14 protein-coding genes are annotated in these 19,912 nt (G+C 51.7%); 11 read left to right on the top strand and 3 right to left on the bottom strand.

Going from position 1 to position 19,912, the window contains the following annotated elements:
- Nucleotides 1-11 precede the first annotated feature (11 nt).
- A complete protein-coding gene (locus tag ACI1P2_RS01475) occupies nucleotides 12-794 on the bottom strand; it encodes a Cof-type HAD-IIB family hydrolase (RefSeq protein ID WP_355316162.1) in 783 nt (260 codons plus the stop codon).
- Between the two features lie 231 nt (nucleotides 795-1,025).
- On the opposite strand from ACI1P2_RS01475, the gene ACI1P2_RS01470 reads away from it, so the two are divergent.
- Nucleotides 1,026-1,778, top strand: coding sequence for a YqjF family protein (locus tag ACI1P2_RS01470; RefSeq protein ID WP_355316160.1), 753 nt, complete (start codon nucleotides 1,026-1,028; stop codon nucleotides 1,776-1,778).
- Nucleotides 1,779-1,822: 44 nt separating this feature from the next.
- Here the strand turns inward: ACI1P2_RS01470 and ACI1P2_RS01465 are convergent, their stop codons facing one another.
- Together ACI1P2_RS01465 and ACI1P2_RS01460 are read right to left on the bottom strand one after the other, a co-directional pair.
- Entirely contained in the window at nucleotides 1,823-2,422 is a 600-nt protein-coding gene (locus tag ACI1P2_RS01465) for a hypothetical protein (RefSeq protein WP_355316158.1), read from the bottom strand.
- A 172-nt stretch (nucleotides 2,423-2,594) separates the two neighbouring features.
- A complete protein-coding gene (locus ACI1P2_RS01460; RefSeq protein WP_355316156.1) occupies nucleotides 2,595-3,026 on the bottom strand; it encodes an Lrp/AsnC family transcriptional regulator in 432 nt (143 codons plus the stop codon).
- A 509-nt stretch (nucleotides 3,027-3,535) separates the two neighbouring features.
- On the opposite strand from ACI1P2_RS01460, the gene ACI1P2_RS01455 reads away from it, so the two are divergent.
- The 10 genes from ACI1P2_RS01455 (at nucleotide 3,536) to ACI1P2_RS01410 (ending at nucleotide 19,507) form a co-directional block, all read left to right on the top strand.
- A complete protein-coding gene (locus tag ACI1P2_RS01455) occupies nucleotides 3,536-4,498 on the top strand; it encodes an ABC transporter permease (RefSeq protein ID WP_408976099.1) in 963 nt (320 codons plus the stop codon).
- Nucleotides 4,498-5,367, top strand: a complete 870-nt coding sequence (locus tag ACI1P2_RS01450) for a carbohydrate ABC transporter permease (RefSeq protein ID WP_355316306.1) — start codon at nucleotides 4,498-4,500, stop codon at nucleotides 5,365-5,367. The genes ACI1P2_RS01455 and ACI1P2_RS01450 overlap by 1 nt, the downstream gene beginning before the upstream one ends.
- A 71-nt stretch (nucleotides 5,368-5,438) precedes the next feature.
- Complete coding sequence (locus ACI1P2_RS01445; protein WP_408976109.1) at nucleotides 5,439-6,968, top strand: extracellular solute-binding protein; 1,530 nt, start codon at nucleotides 5,439-5,441, stop codon at nucleotides 6,966-6,968.
- Between the two features lie 91 nt (nucleotides 6,969-7,059).
- A complete protein-coding gene (locus ACI1P2_RS01440) occupies nucleotides 7,060-9,357 on the top strand; it encodes an AraC family transcriptional regulator (RefSeq protein WP_355316152.1) in 2,298 nt (765 codons plus the stop codon).
- Nucleotides 9,358-9,407: 50 nt separating this feature from the next.
- A complete protein-coding gene (locus tag ACI1P2_RS01435) occupies nucleotides 9,408-11,456 on the top strand; it encodes a glycoside hydrolase family 65 (RefSeq protein ID WP_355316150.1) in 2,049 nt (682 codons plus the stop codon).
- A gap of 199 nt (nucleotides 11,457-11,655) precedes the next feature.
- Nucleotides 11,656-12,798 (top strand): oligogalacturonate lyase family protein, encoded by a 1,143-nt coding sequence (locus ACI1P2_RS01430; protein WP_355316149.1) that lies wholly within the window; start codon nucleotides 11,656-11,658, stop codon nucleotides 12,796-12,798.
- A gap of 98 nt (nucleotides 12,799-12,896) precedes the next feature.
- Nucleotides 12,897-14,036 carry a glycoside hydrolase family 88/105 protein gene (locus tag ACI1P2_RS01425; protein WP_355316147.1) on the top strand — a complete coding sequence of 380 codons (1,140 nt, stop codon included), beginning with the start codon at nucleotides 12,897-12,899 and terminating at the stop codon, nucleotides 14,034-14,036.
- 5 nt (nucleotides 14,037-14,041) lie between these two features.
- Nucleotides 14,042-16,669 carry a glycosyl hydrolase family 95 catalytic domain-containing protein gene (locus tag ACI1P2_RS01420; RefSeq protein ID WP_355316145.1) on the top strand — a complete coding sequence of 876 codons (2,628 nt, stop codon included), beginning with the start codon at nucleotides 14,042-14,044 and terminating at the stop codon, nucleotides 16,667-16,669.
- Nucleotides 16,670-17,109: 440 nt separating this feature from the next.
- Nucleotides 17,110-17,835 (top strand): hypothetical protein, encoded by a 726-nt coding sequence (locus ACI1P2_RS01415; RefSeq protein WP_355316144.1) that lies wholly within the window; start codon nucleotides 17,110-17,112, stop codon nucleotides 17,833-17,835.
- Nucleotides 17,828-19,507, top strand: a complete 1,680-nt coding sequence (locus ACI1P2_RS01410) for an ORC-CDC6 family AAA ATPase (protein WP_355316142.1) — start codon at nucleotides 17,828-17,830, stop codon at nucleotides 19,505-19,507. Before ACI1P2_RS01415 ends, ACI1P2_RS01410 begins: the two co-directional genes overlap by 8 nt.
- Nucleotides 19,508-19,912 lie beyond the last annotated feature (405 nt).

The raw sequence follows: 19,912 nt of genomic DNA, 5'->3' as shown, positions 1-19,912 counted from the left end.
TGCCCCAACTATCACACGAGCAGCCCGACCATTTTCAAGCCGTACAGTATTCCGTCCTCGTCCACGGGGCGTGTTACATATTTGGCCGCAGCCTTGGCTTCGGGCACGCCGTTGCCCATAGCGACGCTGTTGGTGATCATGGTCAGCATCTGCACATCGTTCAGGGCATCCCCGAAGCAGTATTGATGCTCTGGCGCAATCCCCAGCTTTTCCGTAATTTTGCGGATGCCGATGGCCTTGGAGCCTCCAGAGGGCACGACGTCCACGGAATAGGGATGCCAGCGTACAAAATCGAAGGCTGTAAAGACCTCCTCATAAAACGCTTCCTCCTCCTCCTGGCACATGAGCAGCGACTGGTAAATTTCCCGTCCGTGATAATAGAGCGGATCATGCTCGGGCACATACTTCAGCTTAAAGGTATTCATGCTTTTGGCCACAAATTCATCATTGGGCACGCTTGCTCTCATCGCTTCGTTGCCCATATAAACCACGGCATGGTCATGCCGCAGGGCAAGCTCTGTCATATTATGGAGAGCTTCCTTGTTCAGCGGGTGTGAATAAATCAATTCGCCTTTTAGCACAACATACGAACCGTTGTAACAGACGTATGTATCAATCCCGAGCCTGTCACGAATATCCTTACTCATGAAGGGCGCCCGTCCGGTCGCAATGGCGACCTCATGGCCCAACTCCTTTAGCTCTTGTACCGCCTGCTCGGTACTGGCGGGCAGCTCCTTGTTATGATCCAGTAAAGTACCGTCGATATCAAAGAAAATAATGCTTTTTTCCGGCATGCTCAGAGCACCTGACTTTCCGATTGTAATGTCGTAGAATAGCTTGCTTGCTCTATTATAGCAAAGATATGCTCCATAAAGAGCCTATAACAAGGCTTGCCCCGCTTTCCAGGCTGTTTTCGGGTAATGGCAGACAGGACACTGTCGATCCGCGAGACGATCTTCCATATAAGGAGCAGGGCATGATGGGTACAAGCGGAGGCCAGTCTAGGAAGAGGAGGTCATGCATTCATGGACAATCAGGAGATCATCCGCTGTCGCGATCATCGTCCTTTCGAACTGCCGGAAGGCCCATGGGTGATGAAGCAGGTGTGGAATAAATTGCTGCTGGCGCATTGGCCAGTCAGGCAGGAGGAGCTGCTGCCCTGTATTCCGGATGGGCTGGAGCTGGATTTGTGGGAAGGGAAGGCGTGGCTGAGCCTGATTCCTTTTTATATTACCGGGCTAAGATTGCGCGGGACCCCTCCATTACCCTGGCTCAGCAGGTTTGCGGAGCTGAATGTACGGACTTATGTAACCTGCGGAGGCAAGCCCGGCATTTTCTTCTTCAGCCTGGACGCCGAACGATGGCTTGCAGTGGAAACGGCAAGGCTGCTGCATCTTCCTTATATGTATGCCCGTATGTCTGTGGGCAGGGAAAATGATTGGATAGAATACCGCAGCGAGCGCAAGGACAGGCGGGGGCGTCCGGCTGTCTTTGAAGCGTTGTACCGCCCTGCGGCCGAGGAAAAATTCAATGCGCTGACAGGCACGTTGCTGTATTGGCTTACGGAACGTTACCGCCTGTATGCTGCCGATGGTGCAGGAAAGCTGTATGCCGGAGACATTCACCATCTGCCGTGGGAGCTGCAGGAGGCGGAGCTGAGCATCGGCCGGAACACGATGGCAGAGGCGCAGGGCATTCATCCGTCCACCCGACAGCCTGCGCTGATTTCATTTGCCGAACGGCAGGAGACCCTCTTTTGGCCCATCCGCCGCATTTAAGTAAAAAGCAGGCCCCCCTGCTTGAAACAGAGGGGCCTGCCATGTTAATCGATCATTATAACTTCCCACTCATTCTGAGCGTTTTGCTTAAAATAAAGGTTATTGCTGAAATCCCTGATTCCGAATACATCATCTCTGGAGGTGCCGGACACCGGAACAAGAATTCTGCCGTCTTCCTTAATGGCTTTGCCAACCTTATCAAACTGATAGTTCATCGGTTCCTTCAGCACATTTCTGAAATCCGCGCGATCCTCCGTGGCATGATTCGGAAATATTTTTTCATAGCTTGCTTCATCCGGCTTGGTGACAGCGATTAGAAATGCTTGCAGCGCTGCCTTAAGGCTTTCATTGATCAGAGGATCATCCACACCGTTCCAGTCAATGAATAGCCCGCTTTTAAAAAGATCCGGATTGGTGCCATCAGCGTTTCCTGCAGGCTCATTACCGGAGTTAGAATCTTGGACAGGTTCCTTACCATTGTCTTGGGTAGGCTTCTCACCTGCAGGCGAAGAGGGCTCTTCAGTGCTTGGAGTTTCTTGCCCAGCCGGTGGAACAGGTTTCTCAGTATTCTCCGTATTGCCGGAGCAGGCAGCCATGAAGGCAAGGACGACGACGGTAAACAGGGAAAATATCCGTTTGTTCATTTCTTCCTCCTTGTCTTTCTTCTGATATTAAAAAGCTTATTTCAAGTAGTATATGCTTCCTAATATCTTAAACTTAACCCGCATGAGGAAGTTAAAGCAAATCCATGTGTCCTGGCGCAGATCACAGTTGAAGAAATGATTGAACGCGAGGGTCAGTCCGGATCCCTGCTTTCTATTCGTCTTTTAAGGTGGAGAGGACAAATACGGTGTTCGTGCGTGTGACCGAATGCTTGTTTTTGAGCGTCTCCGTAATAAATTGCTCAAGCGACTGGATATCCGGCAAGGATACCTTTAGCAGATAGTCGTATTCGCCTGCCGTGTGATGACATTCCAGCACATACTCCGACTCAATGATTTTCGTTCTGAATTGATGGGTTTCTTCGTTTCCCTGAATAACTACGAATATGTATGCCAGACAGTGCTGACCCAGTGTATGGCGGTTCAGTTTGACGGTAAAGCGGTCGATAACACCGCTGCTTTCCAGCTTGCGGATACGCTCGGCCACAGCAGGCACGGACAGGTGGATGGTCTTGCTGATTTCCGAGCTGGTCATGCGGCTGTTTTGCTGAAGCATTTCGAGAATGCGTTGATCAGTAGCATCCATAGGTTGATGCACCCCCGTATTTTTAAGTTCATTATATCTGCTTATTAAAATGATTCAACGAATTACAAAATTGTCTTAAATGTTAACACAAAAGGTCAGGTTAAGTTAAATTTTTTAGTTCAGTCCGGTGCAAATGGTACTCCAACTTAAGATATTAAGGCGTATCTATTTTAACGCTAAAAGAAACATGCTGTCTGTCCAACTGTTCTGTTGTTCTATTGCTCTGTGTCCTGCCTAACCGATCCGCCAGCGGCCTAACCGATCCTGCACACCCCATGCGCATCAACGAATAGCTCATCCCGTGGCGGATTGAACGATTGCCCACCTCATAAGGGTTTCCTTAAGATAGCAGCAAGTATTAACTTCGAAGCTCATGCTTCCTGATATCGCAAGAAAAACTTCCACAAAATGCGGTCTGTCTTCTTTGGAGGTACTTTGCTAGACGTTTTTCTTATATATCAGGGTGAGCCATCAACCGCAGGAGCATTCACGAAAGGGGGCAGGAAAAGATGGCTGAACTGTCGGAGCAAGCCGAACTGGAGCAGGCGTACGCGGGCTCGTCCGTCAAAATCAGAAATCGTTACGCGCAAAATATCCGCAAGCATTGGATGCTGTATGTTATGATCATGCCCGGAATCCTGTTTTATATCGTATTCAAGTACGTCCCGCTCGCGGGAAGCGTCATCGCTTTTCAGGACTATCAAATATTCAAGGGTATTCTGAACAGTCCCTGGGTAGGGCTCGACAACTTCAAATTCATTTTCACGTATCAGGACTTTTACCATGTTTTGCGCAACACCGCTTTGATAGCGCTTTATCAGCTGGTCATCGGGTTTCCGGCGCCGATCCTGCTGGCGCTTCTATTTAATGAAGTGCGGCTGATGCTCGCAAAGCGTGTTCTGCAGAGCCTTTTCTATCTTCCGCATTTTCTGTCATGGGTCGTCGTTGGTGGTATCGTGTTCGAGGTGCTGGCCACAGGCGGGATCGTGAACAGCGTCCGCAGTTGGTTCGGGTTCGAGCCTGTCCTGTATATGCAGCAAGAGCGGTATTTCCGCTCAATTGTCGTAATATCTTCGATCTGGAAGGAGGTTGGCTGGGGAACAATTATTTATCTGGCAGCGCTCAGTGGTATCGATCCCACCCAATATGAAGCTGCTGTTGTAGACGGAGCGAACCGCTGGAAGCAGACTTTGTATATTACACTGCCAGCCCTGTTTCCTACGGCGCTCATTCTGTTTTTGCTGAATATTGGAAACTTCCTGGAGCTGGGCTTTGATCAGATCTATAATCTGCTGACACCGATGACCTACTCCGTCGGGGATATTATCGAGACCTATGTGTACCGCTCAGGGGTGCTGCAGGGACAATACAGTGTGACAACCGCCATTGGCGTATTCCAGTCGGTCATCGGCTTCATTTTGCTCTGGATCTTTAACCGGCTGGCGAAAAAGTCGGGAGAGGGGCTGTGGTGATGAAACGGACTGCCGGAGAAAAAGGCTTTCAAATTGTCAACTATGTGATTTTGGCCGCCGCCGCATTAACGATGATCATTCCGCTGCTGCACCTGCTGGCTGTCTCGCTCAGCTCTCCGGTTGCTGCCGATTCCAAGGCTGTCTTCCTGCTGCCGGTCGAATTTACGACCGCTTCGTGGGAGCATATTTTGCAGGATGGCGGGCTGTGGCGATCATTCGGAATTACAGTTTTTATCGCCGTTGCCGGCACGGCGCTCAGCATGCTGTTTTCGGTGCTGACGGCGTTTCCTCTGTCTCGCAAAGAGTTCCTGCTGCGCAGGCCTGTCATGCTGGCTATCGTCATTACGATGATCTTCAATGCGCCGATGATTCCTTTTTTTCTGACCGTACGGGAGCTTGGCATGATGAATTCCTTATGGTCGCTCATTATTCCGGGGGTGATTGGCACCTTCAACATGATTATATTGCGCACCTTTTTCATGGGGCTGCCCAAGGAGCTTGACGACTCGGCGCGCATCGACGGCTGCAATGATTTCCGCATATTGTTCCAGATTTATCTGCCGCTTTCGAAGCCTGTGCTGGCAACGGTCAGCCTGTTCTACGCCGTCGGTTACTGGAATACGTTCCAGCGTGCGGTGCTGTTCCTCCGCGATCCGGGGCTGTGGCCCCTGCAGATGAAGCTAAGGGCTTACCTGACAAGCCCGGAGGAGCTGGCGCAGGTCAATCTCCTTTTGGGGGATTACGACTACAATACGACGACGCTGAAGGCCGCTACCATTATTTTTGCAAGCGTTCCCATCATTCTGGTGTACCCTTATTTGCAGAAGTATTTTGTGAAAGGTGCACTGCTTGGTTCCTTAAAGGAATAAGCGATAGTCAGGGCTAGGATTGATCATGGATCAACATCATAAGGGGGATTCAAATGATAAGGAAGCTACGGATGACAACGTGGAGAAAATGGGGTGTACTGCTGCTATCCATGGCCGTGCTTGGCGGATGCGGCGGCGGAGCTGGCGGGAGCGGAAGCGGTGAACCGCAGACAAGTGCCGAAAATCCCGGCGCAGTGAAGGTCAAAGTGTTCAAGAGCCATATGGGCATAGGAACGATTCCTGGCCCCAGCGACGCTCACGTAAAGTACGTTGCCGAGAAAACCGGCGTGGAATATGAGCTGATGACGACACCTCCCGGCTCTGAGCCGGCGGAGTACCTGAACGTGATGATCGCTTCAGGCGAGCTGCCGGACATTCTGCGCCCCATCGGCGGAGTGGAGCAGACGCTCATTCAACAGGGCGGTGCGCTGCCGCTGGATGATCTGCTGCCGAAATATGCGCCGCATGTCTGGAACAGCATCCCCGAGGAGGCATGGAATATCGTGCGCTCGGCTTCGGAGGACGGGAAAATCTATTATGTGCCCAAGGTGTTCCTTGTACCGGAGCGCGCGCCGCTCATCCGCAAGGACTGGATTGACAAGGTCGGCATGAAGATGCCGGAGACGGTGGAGGACTACGTGGAGCTGCTGAAGGCATTCCGCGACAAGGACCCGAATGGCAATGGTAAGAAGGATGAGCTGCCGACAAGCGGGCGGGAGTTCGGACGCTGGATGGATCATTTATTCGCCATCTATGGGGTGGCTATGTGGGAAGGATATCCCGAATGGGATATCTATGACGGTAAAATCCAGTACGCCGGCGTTACCGAAAATATGAGAGAAGCGATTAAATTCATACGGATGCTGTATGAGGAAAAGCTGCTGGATAATGAAACCTTCCTGAATAAAGGCGAAGTATGGCAGGCCAAAATCAACAACAATCTGGTGGGAAGCTGGTACCACCTGCCCGCCAACGTCCGCGACCGCTATAATGCGATCCTGACCCAGGCGCCGGATGCTTATATTGAGGCGATGCCGATTCCGAAGGCGAAGGGCTTTGACGGTTTTGTCACCCAGAAAAGCATGGGCGAGCCCGAATGGATGATTCCAGCGGTGGCGGAGCAAAACGCGCCTAATGCCCTGAAGCTGCTCGATTTCTTCTATGATCCGGCCAATGAGGAGTTTGTCCGCTACGGGATCGAAGGGCAGCATTATGTGGTGAAGGATGGTGAGAAGGTCATTCTGCCTCCTGCTGACGACAGGCCGCTCGCGCTGGGGATGAAGAATTTCACCACTGCCGAGGACATGGATAAGCGCATTGATGAAACCTATCCGGAGGAGCAGCGCCAAATGGTGAAGGATATGTTCGTCGTCAGCACTGCCGATGCGCGCCGGATTGCGGGGGACGGCCTCCCGGCCGCCGTTTATGACGGTTTCCCGGATATTCAGTCCCATAAGCTGTTCCAGGAATATTTGACGAAAATCGTGATTGGCGAGCTGCCGATTGAGGCATTTGACGAATATGTGGCGAAATGGAAGGCGTCGGGCGGAGATCAGGTGACGGAGCGTGTGCAGGCCTGGTACGACAAGGTGAAAAAATAAGTAAGGAAAGAAGTCGGATTTACCGGGTCGTAACGAAGGAAGGCGAGCAGTATAATAGCGGTATACTGCATAAATAAGGTGGGAGACAGCTATGGCCCGGTCCTTTGTCCAATGGTTGAAAGGCAGTCTTGCCAACACTCAGACCCGGCTGCTGGTGGTGCTGACGACGGCGGTGTTCCTCATCATTACCGCAGTGGGGGTGGCGGCGTATTATACGTCCAAGGCCGTGCTGCAGGAAGAACTGAGCGAGCCACAGCACCAGCTTTTGCGCATCGGCATGAATTCCATCGATGAGTACATCCGGGAGGGCGACCAGCTCGCGGTCAAAATGGCATTAAACAATGAGGTGTACCAGTTTTTGACCGGCGCGAATCAGGCTTCGTATAAAAACATTACGGAATTGGTGCAGTTTCTGAATACGATGATCAACAGCACAGCCTATATTAAAAGCGCTTACATTTATGATGTGAAGCGGGAGAGCATGGTGGCATTTCCGCAGGGCTTCAGCTCCAGCAAGGCCAATTTTGCCGATTCCCTGTGGACGGACAGCATCGCGGATGAATTCGGGGACCGGATGATGATGGTCAAGAAAAGAAGTGTGCCGTCGGGAGCGGCGGCAGCCGGGTCGGAAATTACTCTGTTCCGCAAAATTATGATCCAGGGCGAGCTAAAGGGCATCATTGCGGTCAATTTCAAGCCTGAGCAGCTGTTCTCGCACATGCTCCTGCCCTCAGTATCCCATCTGGACAGCCGCCGCTTCGTGCTGGATTCGTCAGGCGGGACGCTGTATGAGCTGGGAACCTTCGACTTTGGACCGGGAGCGGCGCAAGCCGCCGTGAAGCAATTGAATGGAGCACGGCTCGGCGACTTCGAACACGGGGGGAGGAGACTGCTCGCCACCCAGATCAAATCGCCGGTAACGGGCTGGCACTACCTGTCCGTCGTCTCGCAGAACAGCCTGCTGTCCAATACCCGCAAAATCCGCGATGCGGTCATTACGGTGTCGATTGCGGCACTGCTGACGGGCGCGGTGGCTATCGCCTACTACAATGCCGCCGCTTTCAGGCCGGTCCGCCGGATGAGAGAGCTGTTCAGCAGTTATGACTCCCGCCGGGTCAGTCCCGATCTGAAGGATCTGGAGCGGGTCACCGGGGAACTGCTGACAGACCATGCCCAGCTATCGGTCCGCCTGCGGCAGACGATGCCGGAAGCGGCCTCCAAGCTGCTGGCGGACATTTATACGGGCAACATCACGGGGCAAAGGGATATCAGCGGGAAGTGGGGCCGGTATTTCAAGGATTGGACCGGTGCTCAGCTGCTCATGGTCATGGTGTCCATTGACGATTACGCGGCCTGGAGCAGACGGTTTGCTCCGTCAGACCATTCACTGCTGAAATTTGCCATGACCAATATTATTACGGAGCTGTTCGCGCAGGGCTGGCTCGTTCTGGCCTCCGATCTGGGCAGAGACCGGATGGCGGTGCTGCTGCAGCCGGTGGGCACCGATGCTGCGGACAGCGCGCAAGCTGTGCTTGCCAAGGTCTCGGAGGAGATTTTTCGCCTGCTGAAGTTTCAGGTGTCGGCAAGCATCAGCATTTGCAGCGGTGGGCCCGGAAGTCTGCGGCAGGCAATGTTTGAGGCGGAAACCGCCCTGGGCTATCGGCTGTACAAGGGTTATGGGCAGGTGATCCATTTGCACGAGGTGCCGCGGGATTCCTTGGAGGCGAAGCGGCCGCCTGAAGCCGAGCTGCAGGCCAGGCTGGCGGAGGGCGTCGAGGCGGGCAGCGGAGAACGGGCCTTGGCGGTGCTGGATAAGCTGGTTAGCCAGATTCGGGAAGAAGCGTGGCATCCGGCGGTGGCCGTGCATTATCTGGAATCGCTGTTTGCGGGACTGAATCGGTTGCGGCCGGGAAGGGAAGCCGAAAGAGACGGTGAAGGCGAAGCGCCTTTTTTCTGTACAATGCAGCTGGAGGACGCCGCCGGGTATTTGCGGAGACAGGCGGAGGAGCTTGCCGCCTGCTACGGCAGAGTAAAGGAAAGCAAGGATTTCATCCTCTGCCGGCAGATGATCGATTATATGAACCAGCATCTGAACGACCCGGTAGGTGTGCAGGAGATCGCGGACCATACGGGCATCAGCGTCAGCCTGGCCAGCCAGCTGTTCAAGCAGGAATTGAACGAGACGATCCATGGCTATTTTACGAGACTGCGGATGGAGCGTGCGTGTGAGCTGCTGATCCGAACAGATTACAAAATATCAGAAATTGCCACGATGGTCGGCTATCAGCATGAGAACAGTTTTATTCGCGTGTACCGCAAATATAAGGATATTACGCCGGGCAAATACAGGGAAATGATGCGCGGCCGTAAGGAAGCGCTGCCGGATTGAACGGCGCGCTCTTACGGTTGCTGCATCCTGAAAAGGAGGCTGTATGTGTAGTGGACAGAAAGCGGATTGTTGAGCGGCATCATCCGGTGCTGACGCGGCTTGAACCCCTGTCGCCGTTATCTGTCGGCAATGGAGAGTTTGCGTTCAGCGCCGATTTTACAGGACTGCAGACGTTCCCGGAGCTTTACGAGGTGCCGCTTGGCACACAGTCGAACTGGGGCTGGCATTACAGCGGCGGACATCATGTGTATGGCGAGCAGGATGTGGAGTACCAGCAATATGAAACTTACGGGCGCAAGGTAGGATATCCGATGAAGCCCGGGGACAGGGACGATGCCTATCACTGGCTGCGTCAAAATCCGCACCGGCTTCAGTTGGGGCGCATCTCCTTCCGTCTGCTGCATCCTGATGGGCGGGAGATGGAGGGCTTCGAAGCGGTTCCGGTCAGGCAGGAGCTGAATTTGTGGGCGGGAACGCTGCACAGCAGCTTCTTGGCCGGGGGGGCGGAGGTGCACGTGACGACGGCCTGCCACCCGCGGCAGGAATGTCTGGGGATACGTGTGGAGTCGGAACTGCTGCGGGAAGGGCGGCTGCACGTATTCATGCACTTCCCGGCACCGGATATGACTCATCGCAGTTGGTCCAAGTCGGTGTTCCCCGACTGGGGGAATGACGGCAGGCACAGCACGCGTCTGACGGGGAGCTCTGCCAATTCGGCCCGGCTGAAACGCGCGATGGACGAAGACGGCTACAGCGTGCAGTGGCAATGGTCGGCGGGGCAGCTTGAGCAGACCGGTGCGCATGAATTTACGCTGCGTCCTGACTCGGGCGGGACTGTGTTTGAATTTGCAGCGGCTTTTGGACTTGAAGAGCCGCACACGGAGCCGGTGGAGCAGATTTTGGCCGCCAGCGCCACCCATTGGGAAGCGTTCTGGCGCAGCGGGGCCGCTGTCAGCTTCGAGGGCAGCACGGACCCGCGGGCCGCTGAATTGGAACGCAGAGTCGTCCTGTCCCAATTCCTGTGCGCGCTGCACAGCGCAGGCTCGCTGCCGCCGCAGGAAACGGGCCTGATGTATAACAGCTGGTTCGGAAAGCTGCACCTGGAGATGCACTGGTGGCATGCGGCCCATTTCCCGCTGTGGGGGCGGGCGGAGCTACTGCGTAAAAGCATGGACTGGTATCTGTCTATACTGCCCCGCGCCCGCGAGCTGGCGCGCTCGCAGGGCTATGAAGGCGCGCGTTGGCCAAAGATGGTCGGCCCCGATGGCAGGCAGACGCCTTCCCCCGTAGCCCCGGCGTTGATCTGGCAGCAGCCGCACCCGATGGCGCTGGCGGAGTTGTGCTATCTGGCCGAGCCAGGGCACGAGTTACTGGAGAAGTATCAGTCCATCGTCTTTGAAGCGGCGGATTTCATGGTGTCCTACGCCCACTGGGATGAAGCGCGGCGGGCATATGTGCTGGGGCCTCCGCTCATCCCCGCTCAGGAGAATCACGCCATGGAGCTGAGCATGAACCCGCCTTATGAGCTTGAATATTGGCGGTTCGGGCTGGACATCGCCGTGAAATGGGCGGAGCGGCTGGGCATTTCCGCCAATCCGGCGTGGGCTCGCGTGGCGGGTGGTATGGCGAAGCCGAGACAGGAGGAAGGCGTATATCTGTCGCACGAGCATTGCCTGGACACGTTTACAGATAAGAACCATGACCATCCGTCCATGGTCGGCGCCCTTGGACTGCTGCCGGGCACACTCATCGACCGGGATGCGATGCGGAATACGCTGCTCAAGGTCAAGGAGTGCTGGGATTGGGACTCAGCCTGGGGCTGGGATTTTCCGATGTGTGCGATGACGGCGGCCCGGCTGGGCGAAAGGGAACTGGCCGTGGATTTCCTGCTGATGGATGCAGTGAAAAATACGTATTTGCCCAATGGGCACAACTATCAGCGACCGGGGCTATGGGCGTATCTGCCGGGCAACGGCGGTCTGCTGACGGCGGTGGCTATGATGGTGGCAGGCTGGGCGTCCGGTGAAGAGCGGGATTGTCCGGGTTTTCCGACAGACGGCTGGTCGGTGCAGTGGGAAGGGTTGCAGCCCTGGTTATGACCACGCCTGATGGATGTGCTGAGATTTACCGAAAGCAAGCACTTGGCTTACGCTCAGCAGAAAAACTTAAGTAAGCACGGTCTGTCTTAGGTTAGGTGATCTGTTTAAGGCTAAGTGATCTGTCTTAGGCTATATGGACAGTCTCAGGCAAATATGTCGGTTGGCGTTTTTCTATACTGACTTCAGGAGGGGAAAAGCGATGGGAAAAGGAAAAGTATGGCCAGCGGAATGGAAGCTGTACAAGGACCGTGTCACCGGACTTCCTATCCGGCAGCTTACGGATTACAAGGCGCACAGCCATCATTTGTATTTTACGGAAAACAGCTGGTATGACGGTGGGAAGCGTGTACTGTTCGTATCGGACCGTGAAAATACCACTAACCTGTTCTCCATCCGTATGGACAGCGGGCAGATTACCCAACTGACGGACTACACAGATAACGATCAGTTGGACGCCTGTCTATCCCCGGACGGCAGTCTGGCATTTGTCAGAGTGAGGGGTGCGGTGGTGCGGCTGGATCTGTCCACTCTGGAGGAGCGCGCGCTGTATGAGTGCCCGCCCGGGTTTCAGATCGGGAACATAAGCTGCACGACAGATGGCAGGTCCGTAATCACCTGCATTCAGGAGGATCTGTCGCACAGACTTGACCTGGACCTCGGCAACGGCTACGTAGGGCACCGCGAGTTAATGGAGGCAGCACCGGTCAGCAGGATTATTGCCATTCCGATGGATTACGGCAGCGCCCGCACGGTGTATGAGGACCGCTGCTTCATTACCCATATCAACGCATCACCGACAGAGCCCTGGTTGCTGACCTTTTGCCATGAGGGGCCGTGGCATCTGGTCGATCACCGGATTTGGGGCCTGGATTTGCGCGCAGGCCGTGCCTGGAGAATACGGGAACGGCTGGAGCCCGGCGAAAAGGTGGGGCATGAGTTCTTTTTCCCGGACGGTCAGCGGATCGGCTATCATGGCTTTCGGCTGGATGGAACAAACTTCTTCGGCAGCATTCGTTATGACAACACCGGCATGGAGGAAACAGACTTTCCCTTCGATACATGGCATGCCCATCAGGACGGAGGCTTGCAGGCGGTGGTAGACGGCAAGGGCCATGTGAAGACATTGAGCCTATGGCGGAAAAAGGTAGACGGTGCTTATGACGGGCCACGCGTGCTGTGCGAGCTGCGGTGCAGCTTTCATTCGCAGAAGGTGCATGCCCATCCCCGCTTCAGTCCGCAAGGGGACCAGATTCTGTTCACCAGCGACCGGACGGGATATGCGAATGTGTATTTGATTGAGCTCCCGGAGGAGATTGATATGCTGCCCTTGCAGGGCGAATAAATCCGTGAAGAAGCGCTTCGTAGATAGTTCAAAGACGAAAATATGCGAAATAGGGAGAAAAACGAAGAAAACACTAATTTATTGAGGGGGATGAAGGCATGACGGTTGTGTCCGAAACGAATACCAGACCGTGGTCCATAAAAATCGCGGATACGCTTCTCTCCGAGTGTATTGACGGCAGCCACCCGAAGATCGCGAACAAATGGGGATATGTGGCGGGCATGACGCTGCTGGCCCTGGAGCGAACCTCGGAATGGAGCGGGGACCCAAAATATTCGGAAATGGTCAAGCGGCATATTGATGGGCTGATTGCAGCCGACGGCACGATCCCTACTTATACGCTGGAAGACTATAACCTGGACATGATCAATGAAGGCAAGAATCTGTTTCCTCTCTGGGCGCGGACCGGTGAAGCGAAGTACGAGCAGGCCATTCAACTGCTGCGCACCCAGCTCAAAGGGCAGCCGCGCACAAGCGAAGGCGGGTTCTGGCACAAAAAAATTTACCCATTCCAAATGTGGCTGGACGGCATCTACATGGCCTCGCCGTTTCTGGCCGAATACGCAAAGAAATTCGATGATCCGGCCGGTTTTGACGAGGCGGCGCGCCAGATTCTGCTTATTGAACAGAAAACACGCAATCCGCAGAACGGGCTGCTGCATCACGCCTGGGATGAAAGCCGCGAGCAGCGCTGGTGCGACCACACCACCGGCCGCTCCTTCCACGTCTGGGGCCGCGCCATGGGCTGGTATGCCATGGCGGTGGTCGATGCGCTTGAGCATTTTCCAGTAGACCATCCGCAGCGCGGGCAGATCATGGGCATTTTTGAGCGGATGGCCTATGCTCTGGCCCGTGTGCAGGATCAGGAAAGCGGTGTGTGGTACCAGGTGATGGACTGCAACGGACGGCAGGGCAATTATCTGGAGGCCTCCGCCTCCTGTATGCTGACCTATGCCTTGGCCAAAGGGTTGCGGTTGAAATATTTGGCCGAGCTGGACCGCAGCGTGGTGGAGCGGGCCTATGCAGGAATTCTGCAGCAATTTGCCAGCGAGGATGAAGCGGTCCACCTGCACCGCATCTGTCACGGAGCCGGACTTGGTGGGAAAAAGTACCGGGATGGCTCGTACGAGTATTATATCAGCGAGCAGGTGGTCAGCGACGCACAGATGGGTGTGGCTCCGTTCCTGCTTGCCAGCATTGAGATGGAGAGGCTGAATGCCTCCGGACAGGCGGGGTGACAGGAATGGCTGCTGCACAAGTGGCACAAGTTGCGCAAACTGCCCATGCAGCACAGCGGACGAACCGCCATCGGCTCCTGCTGAAATATCCTGCCTCCTGGTGGAACCATATGTGGCGGGAGGCGCTGCCTGCCGGCAACGGGCGCATCGGGGCCTCCGTGTTCGGCGCCGTGAAGGAGGAAACGGTGCTGCTGCATCACCATGAGCTATGGCATTGGGGTTGCAGGCAAGAGCTGCCGGACGTGAGCCACACGCTGGCGGAAACAAGGCGTTTGATGGATGAGGGACGCTATTCGGAGGCAAGCTGGCATCTGACCAATGCGCTTAAAGAACAGGGCTACGCTACCAAGCTGGCCTCGCGTTTTCCGCTCGGCGCGATGAGGCTTTCCATGCCAGCTGCCCATGCCTTCCGACACTACCGTCGGGAACTCGATATGGAGACGGGCGAAATCGAGGTGCGCTGGAAGGACGGGGAACAGATTAAGCGCAGGCGGCTGTTTGTTTCGCGGGCGGATGACTGCGTGGTGATGGAAATTATCGTAACCAGCCCGGCGGATCAGCCGCGGCTTGAGGGTGAAGTGAGCCTGATACTGCAGCCGAGCGACCGCCTGGCGAATGACGCGGCCTACCAGGAGTTGGCGCAGTCGGTCAGCGTGCGGACGAGTGGTAGCTATGTGTATTATGCGGCCCGTAATGACGACGGCCAAGACTTCGGGGCAGTTCTGCGTCTGGTGACGGAAGAAGCAAAGCATAATTCCGGTCAGGTAGCGTCAGCACGTGTTTCTCCACCACAAGCTGTACCAGCACAAGTTGTTCCAGCGCAGGCTGGTTCAACACAGGCTGTACTAGCACAAGCTGGACCTGCACAAGCTGTACCAGCACAGGCTGCCCCAACTCAGTCTGCTCCAGCTTCGGTTTCTGCTTCCATGGGGACAGATGGCAAGCTTTCTTTCTCGTCGTCCCACCGGGTGCTGCTGCTCATCAAGCTGTTCACCGGCGGGAGCCGGGAACAGGAGTGGGAACGACTGCAGCGGGAGCTGGCCGGGATCACAGACGATTATGAGACGTTGCTGGCACGGCATGCGGCGCTGCACAGACCTCTGTTTCACACATCTTCGCTAGATATTGATGATGCAGGTGATGATGACCGCTCCAACGAACAGCTGCTGTTCGAAGCTTATGAGGGGGAGGCTCCTACAGGGCTTGTGCGCAAGCTGTGGGAATACGGACGGTATTTGTTCATCAGCGGCACCTCGGCGGACAGCCAGCCCTTCGGACTGTATGGCTTGTGGTGCGGGGATTATCTGCTCCCTTGGACCCATAATATGGCCAATGAAAACATCCAGATGATGTATTGGCATGCGGGGGTGGGCGGACTGTCTGAGCTGACGCCGTCGCTGTTCCGGTATTATAACGGACTGATGGATGATTTCCGGGAAAATGCCCGCAGGCTCTATGGATGCCGGGGGATTTATATTCCGGCAGGCACCACCCCGGGCAGCGGCGTGCCGAATCAGATTGTACCAGTCATTATGAACTGGACCGGTGCGGCCGGATGGTTGGCGCGGCACTATTACGAGTATTTTCAGTTCACATGTGACAAGCAGTTTCTGACGGAAACCGCCCTCCCCTTCATGACGGCGGCGCTGCAGTTTTATGAGGACTTTCTTGTATTGGATGAGAACGGCTTTTACAGGATCTATCCCTCCGTCTCGCCTGAAAATACACCGCAAAACTTCATGCCGCCTGACGGCCAGCAGATCGCTCACCCGATGCCGACGACCATTAGTGCCACGATGGACATTGCGATTCTGAAGGAATTGCTTACGAATGTCATTGAGGGCAGCCGCCTCGTGGGAGTGAACAGCGGGGATATTCCCCGCTGGGAAAAGATGCTGACCAGGATTCCGCCATATCAGATCAACGAGGACGGCTCCATCCGGGAATGGATGCATCCCGCGTTCGATGACCGCCGCGATCATCGCCATCTGTCGCATATTTATCCCGTTTTTCCAGGACAGGAGGTCACGAGCGAGTCTCATCCTGAATGGTTTCAGGCGTTTGACATTGCGGTCCGGCAGCGGCTGCTCGGAGCGCAGAGCGGCTGGTCGCTCGCACATATGGCCTCCATTTACGCCCGGTTGGGGGACGGGGAGCAGGCCTTGGAGTCGCTGAACATTTTGACACGCGCCTGCCTGATGAACAATCTGTTCACCCTGCATAATGACTGGCGGAATATGGGGATTTGTATGGAGATGGCCAGCGCTCCGGTCCAGCTGGATGCAAATATGGGCTGGGTCAACGCGGTGCAGGAGATGCTGTTGTTTGTCTCCGCCAGGGAGATCAGGATCCTGCCCGCTTTGCCGTCAAAATGGAAGACGGGCGCTGTCCGTGACTGGCGTATTCACGGAGGCAGAATCTCCTTTGCCTGGAACTTGCCGAAAGGTGCGTTCACGCTGGAGCTGACGGCCGAGTGGCCGATTTCAGCGGATATTCGTCTCCCGGATCTGTTCACCGATTATACGTACACCAAAGGCGGTGCAGCGAAATCTTCCCCCGTTCTGCCAGGGATACTTGTTCCGTTCACCCTCGTGGCAGGGGAGGGTTTAATGATCAGGAATGGTATTCGGTGAAGTACCCGTTTTCGCTTTCTGCTTTTTCGCATAAATCAATGGGGATAACACAAAAGGCATATGAAATCTCCTTTTGTGTATCCCTTTTTTCGTGATTCTTTGGAAGGTACGTTATCTTTCTATGGCAGGATTGTGTATACATTAAGATCCATTTGAATTAAAATTATCTTTAAGAAATTTGTTTTATTAGGGAAAATAATTATCCTTATCTGTTACTATAGGACTAGATATCGTTACAAAAAGATCCATTGAGTAGCGGGTTGATATTTAACATAGATACATTGTAAGCGAAAAGTAAAAAGAGTCTCTCTCACAAAGAGTTGCTTTTTTAGGGACAGTTATTTCAAGCAAAGAACAGTAAAATTTTAAATTTCAAAAGACGAAGTGCTATTTATTTATAAAATTTTCTTATAAATATATTTTTTGTAAAAGGGGTAACTATGACACAGCCAAGAATAGTAGAAGATATGCTTCATGTATCTAGACATATGAATAGTAATCTAAGAGACTGTGTATCACAGCATCCAGAAGATTTTGCTAAAGTTCATATTGACCTGAATGTTCTTGATGAATGGGTAGGTTATCTTAAAGAAAATAAAAAGATTGAAGCCGTGGATGTCCTTCAAGAAGCAACTTGGGACTTATTTTCCTCTATATATTCTGCAGCAAACGGATTATATAGAACGGCTTTTATGTCTATCAGAAGTGCTTTGGAATTAGGAATTTCGTTTCTGTATTTTTATGATCATAATTATAATTTTCTTTTATGGAAAAAAGATATGTTTGATGTAAAATGGGCAAATCTCAATGATCCAACAGGAAATGATAAAAGAGATGCAATTATATCACCGTATTATTTACAGTTTTTTTGTCCGGAATTAGATGATAAAAAACAGTTGTTTTGCGATAATATTGTTAGCCTTTACAGGAAAACCTCTCAATATGTACACGGTAAATATAATTACATGCACACAGTCGATGGAACACAAATAACTTTTAATTCAAATAAGTATGATGAGTGGAGGTTTACTTTCAACGAAGTTGTAAAGGCACTAGTTTTGCTTTTAATTATAAGATTCAAAATACCCAGGGATTTTCAACCTGAATCAATTGATCAAATTAAAGAGATGACTAAAGAATTTGATGAGGTGTGGAGACATGAGTAAGGGTTTACAGGCAGTTTCATGGATACGTACAGAAGATATCGACTCTGATGATTTATTAGATTATTATGTTCCTTCGTTTATCGATGAAAATATTTTGTCTGCAATTATGGGGTCTACTCCAATACTTCTCGTAGGTAGTCGCGGTACCGGTAAAACAATGTTACTAAAAGTTGCCGAGAAAAGATTAACTGAGAAGTTCAAAACAGATAGAGTACTGCCTCTCGAAGTAAGTTTTAGCAGTAGTCCTTTTGTTGAGCCCAGATTATTCCGCCCTTGGATGTTAGCAAAAATAATGTTTCAGTTACAACGGAAGCTTTCTAAACTCGGACTGATTTCCTCTTCCACAAGCCTATTTAGAAGGTACACTGGTATTGATATTGATGATGATAATCTGGGTGAAAAAATTAATAAGTTTATTGTACTTTTAGAAAACTCATGGAAAGCCGGGAATGGATTTGTTGTCAATGATGAAGAAATAAGAACAATTCTCGGATCGAGTATTCAATATATAGATGCTTTAAATGAAACAGACTATTTCAAAGCATTAATAGAAGATTTATGTGAAGCATTTGATATTACTAGGATTAATGTTTTTTTTGATGAAGCAGCTCATAATTTTATGCCAAATCAACAGAGAGAGTTTTTTAGTTTATTTAGGGATCTAAGATTCTCTAAATTTTGCGGCATTGCTGCAGTTTATCCTGGATTAACTACATATGGAGCCACCTTTCAATCATTTCATGATGCAATCGTTGTTAAGGTTGATCGAAATATAGATTCTCCAGATTATGTAAATACTATGGAGGATATTGTTAAAGTAAGAGTAGATGAGAAAACATGGGGAATGTTAAAAAACAATGGTGAGAGCTTACATGCTTTAATCTATGCTTCTAGCGGAAATCCTCGATATTTATTGAAAAGCTTAACAGTTGCTACTGAAAATTTAACCAAGTTCCGAACAAGCAATGTCAGCGAAGTTATAAGAGATTTTTACAGAGCTGATATATGGAATGAACATACTAGATTAGCAAAAACCTATGCTGGTCATAAACCACTGATAGACTGGGGAAGAAATTTTATTGAGGGGACTGTTTTACCAGAAACCAAACAAAAGAACGATGATCGGGATGAGAAAAAGGAAAAAGTAAGGACAATTTATTTTGTTGTTCATAGAGAGGCACCCGCAGCAATATTGGCAGCCATTAGGATTCTTGAGTATTCAGGAATTGTTAGACTTCACTCAGAGGGAGTGAAAATGACTAGATCAGAACTTGGTGATCGATATGCTTTGAACTTGGGAATAATATTGGCTCAAGAGAGCAAACCAATCCCCAAAGCTACAGAGATTCGTCGAGGTTTAACTAATAAGAGATTCACAGAATTTGGATTTAATCATCCAACTTTTAAGGATTTAGCTGTTGACTGGTCGATAGATGCTGATATTGATATGAAATCAGCTCTAGAATCAATATTAACGAGGCCAATTGAGGATCTTGACATTTCAGAGTTTCTTTACCAAAAATTAAAAAATGATCTTGAAGTTAATACCATTGGGGAAGTACTAGTACTTACAGAAGATGACTTGATGAAGGTATTTAATATCGGAGTTAAACGTTCAAGAAAAATTATGAGTGTTGCGGTTAACGCGGCTTTAGAATATGTATCAGGATGATTTTAAAAACCTATAAGGATGTGGTTTTTAATATTATCTCTTCAAAAGTTTAAGTTTAAATTGATTTAAAGTCCTGATAGAGATTAAGAACTACGGCTAATTTCTAAATGAATTAGGTGCCATTTTTATGATTATGCAGAAATGGGTAAAAGGGACTGCAAGGACTTGTGAAAAGCTCATGGCATCTTCCATCGGCGTGGGAAGGCTGTCTTTATTTATCATCTTCGTGCTTAAAGAGATTCACGCAGCCCGGACAACAAAGTCTCGGAGCGGATTGTAAATAAACTGTTCGTATTAAAAGAGGGTAAATATTCCAGATAGCAGACTGTTTAGATGGGTATTAATTAGTTTTTGATTTATAAGTTTTCTTGGTTTGCCAAAACGCGAAATTAGGACGAAAGGCGG

Source organism: Paenibacillus jiangxiensis (genome assembly GCF_046098255.1).
GTDB lineage: Bacteria > Bacillota > Bacilli > Paenibacillales > Paenibacillaceae > Paenibacillus > Paenibacillus jiagnxiensis.
Note: the sequence above shows the minus strand (reverse complement) of the source record. Positions and strands in the feature narration are given on the sequence as shown.

Coding starts and splice junctions, on each gene's coding strand:
- ACI1P2_RS01420 (WP_355316145.1), top strand. CDS start 14,042: ATGGCTGCTGCACAAGTGGCACAAGTTGCGCAAACTGCCCATGCAGCA.
- ACI1P2_RS01445 (WP_408976109.1), top strand. CDS start 5,439: ATGACAACGTGGAGAAAATGGGGTGTACTGCTGCTATCCATGGCCGTG.
- ACI1P2_RS01415 (WP_355316144.1), top strand. CDS start 17,110: ATGACACAGCCAAGAATAGTAGAAGATATGCTTCATGTATCTAGACAT.
- ACI1P2_RS01430 (WP_355316149.1), top strand. CDS start 11,656: ATGGGAAAAGGAAAAGTATGGCCAGCGGAATGGAAGCTGTACAAGGAC.
- ACI1P2_RS01455 (WP_408976099.1), top strand. CDS start 3,536: ATGGCTGAACTGTCGGAGCAAGCCGAACTGGAGCAGGCGTACGCGGGC.
- ACI1P2_RS01410 (WP_355316142.1), top strand. CDS start 17,828: ATGAGTAAGGGTTTACAGGCAGTTTCATGGATACGTACAGAAGATATC.
- ACI1P2_RS01475 (WP_355316162.1), bottom strand. CDS start 794: ATGCCGGAAAAAAGCATTATTTTCTTTGATATCGACGGTACTTTACTG.
- ACI1P2_RS01425 (WP_355316147.1), top strand. CDS start 12,897: ATGACGGTTGTGTCCGAAACGAATACCAGACCGTGGTCCATAAAAATC.
- ACI1P2_RS01470 (WP_355316160.1), top strand. CDS start 1,026: ATGGACAATCAGGAGATCATCCGCTGTCGCGATCATCGTCCTTTCGAA.
- ACI1P2_RS01450 (WP_355316306.1), top strand. CDS start 4,498: ATGAAACGGACTGCCGGAGAAAAAGGCTTTCAAATTGTCAACTATGTG.
- ACI1P2_RS01440 (WP_355316152.1), top strand. CDS start 7,060: ATGGCCCGGTCCTTTGTCCAATGGTTGAAAGGCAGTCTTGCCAACACT.
- ACI1P2_RS01460 (WP_355316156.1), bottom strand. CDS start 3,026: ATGGATGCTACTGATCAACGCATTCTCGAAATGCTTCAGCAAAACAGC.
- ACI1P2_RS01465 (WP_355316158.1), bottom strand. CDS start 2,422: ATGAACAAACGGATATTTTCCCTGTTTACCGTCGTCGTCCTTGCCTTC.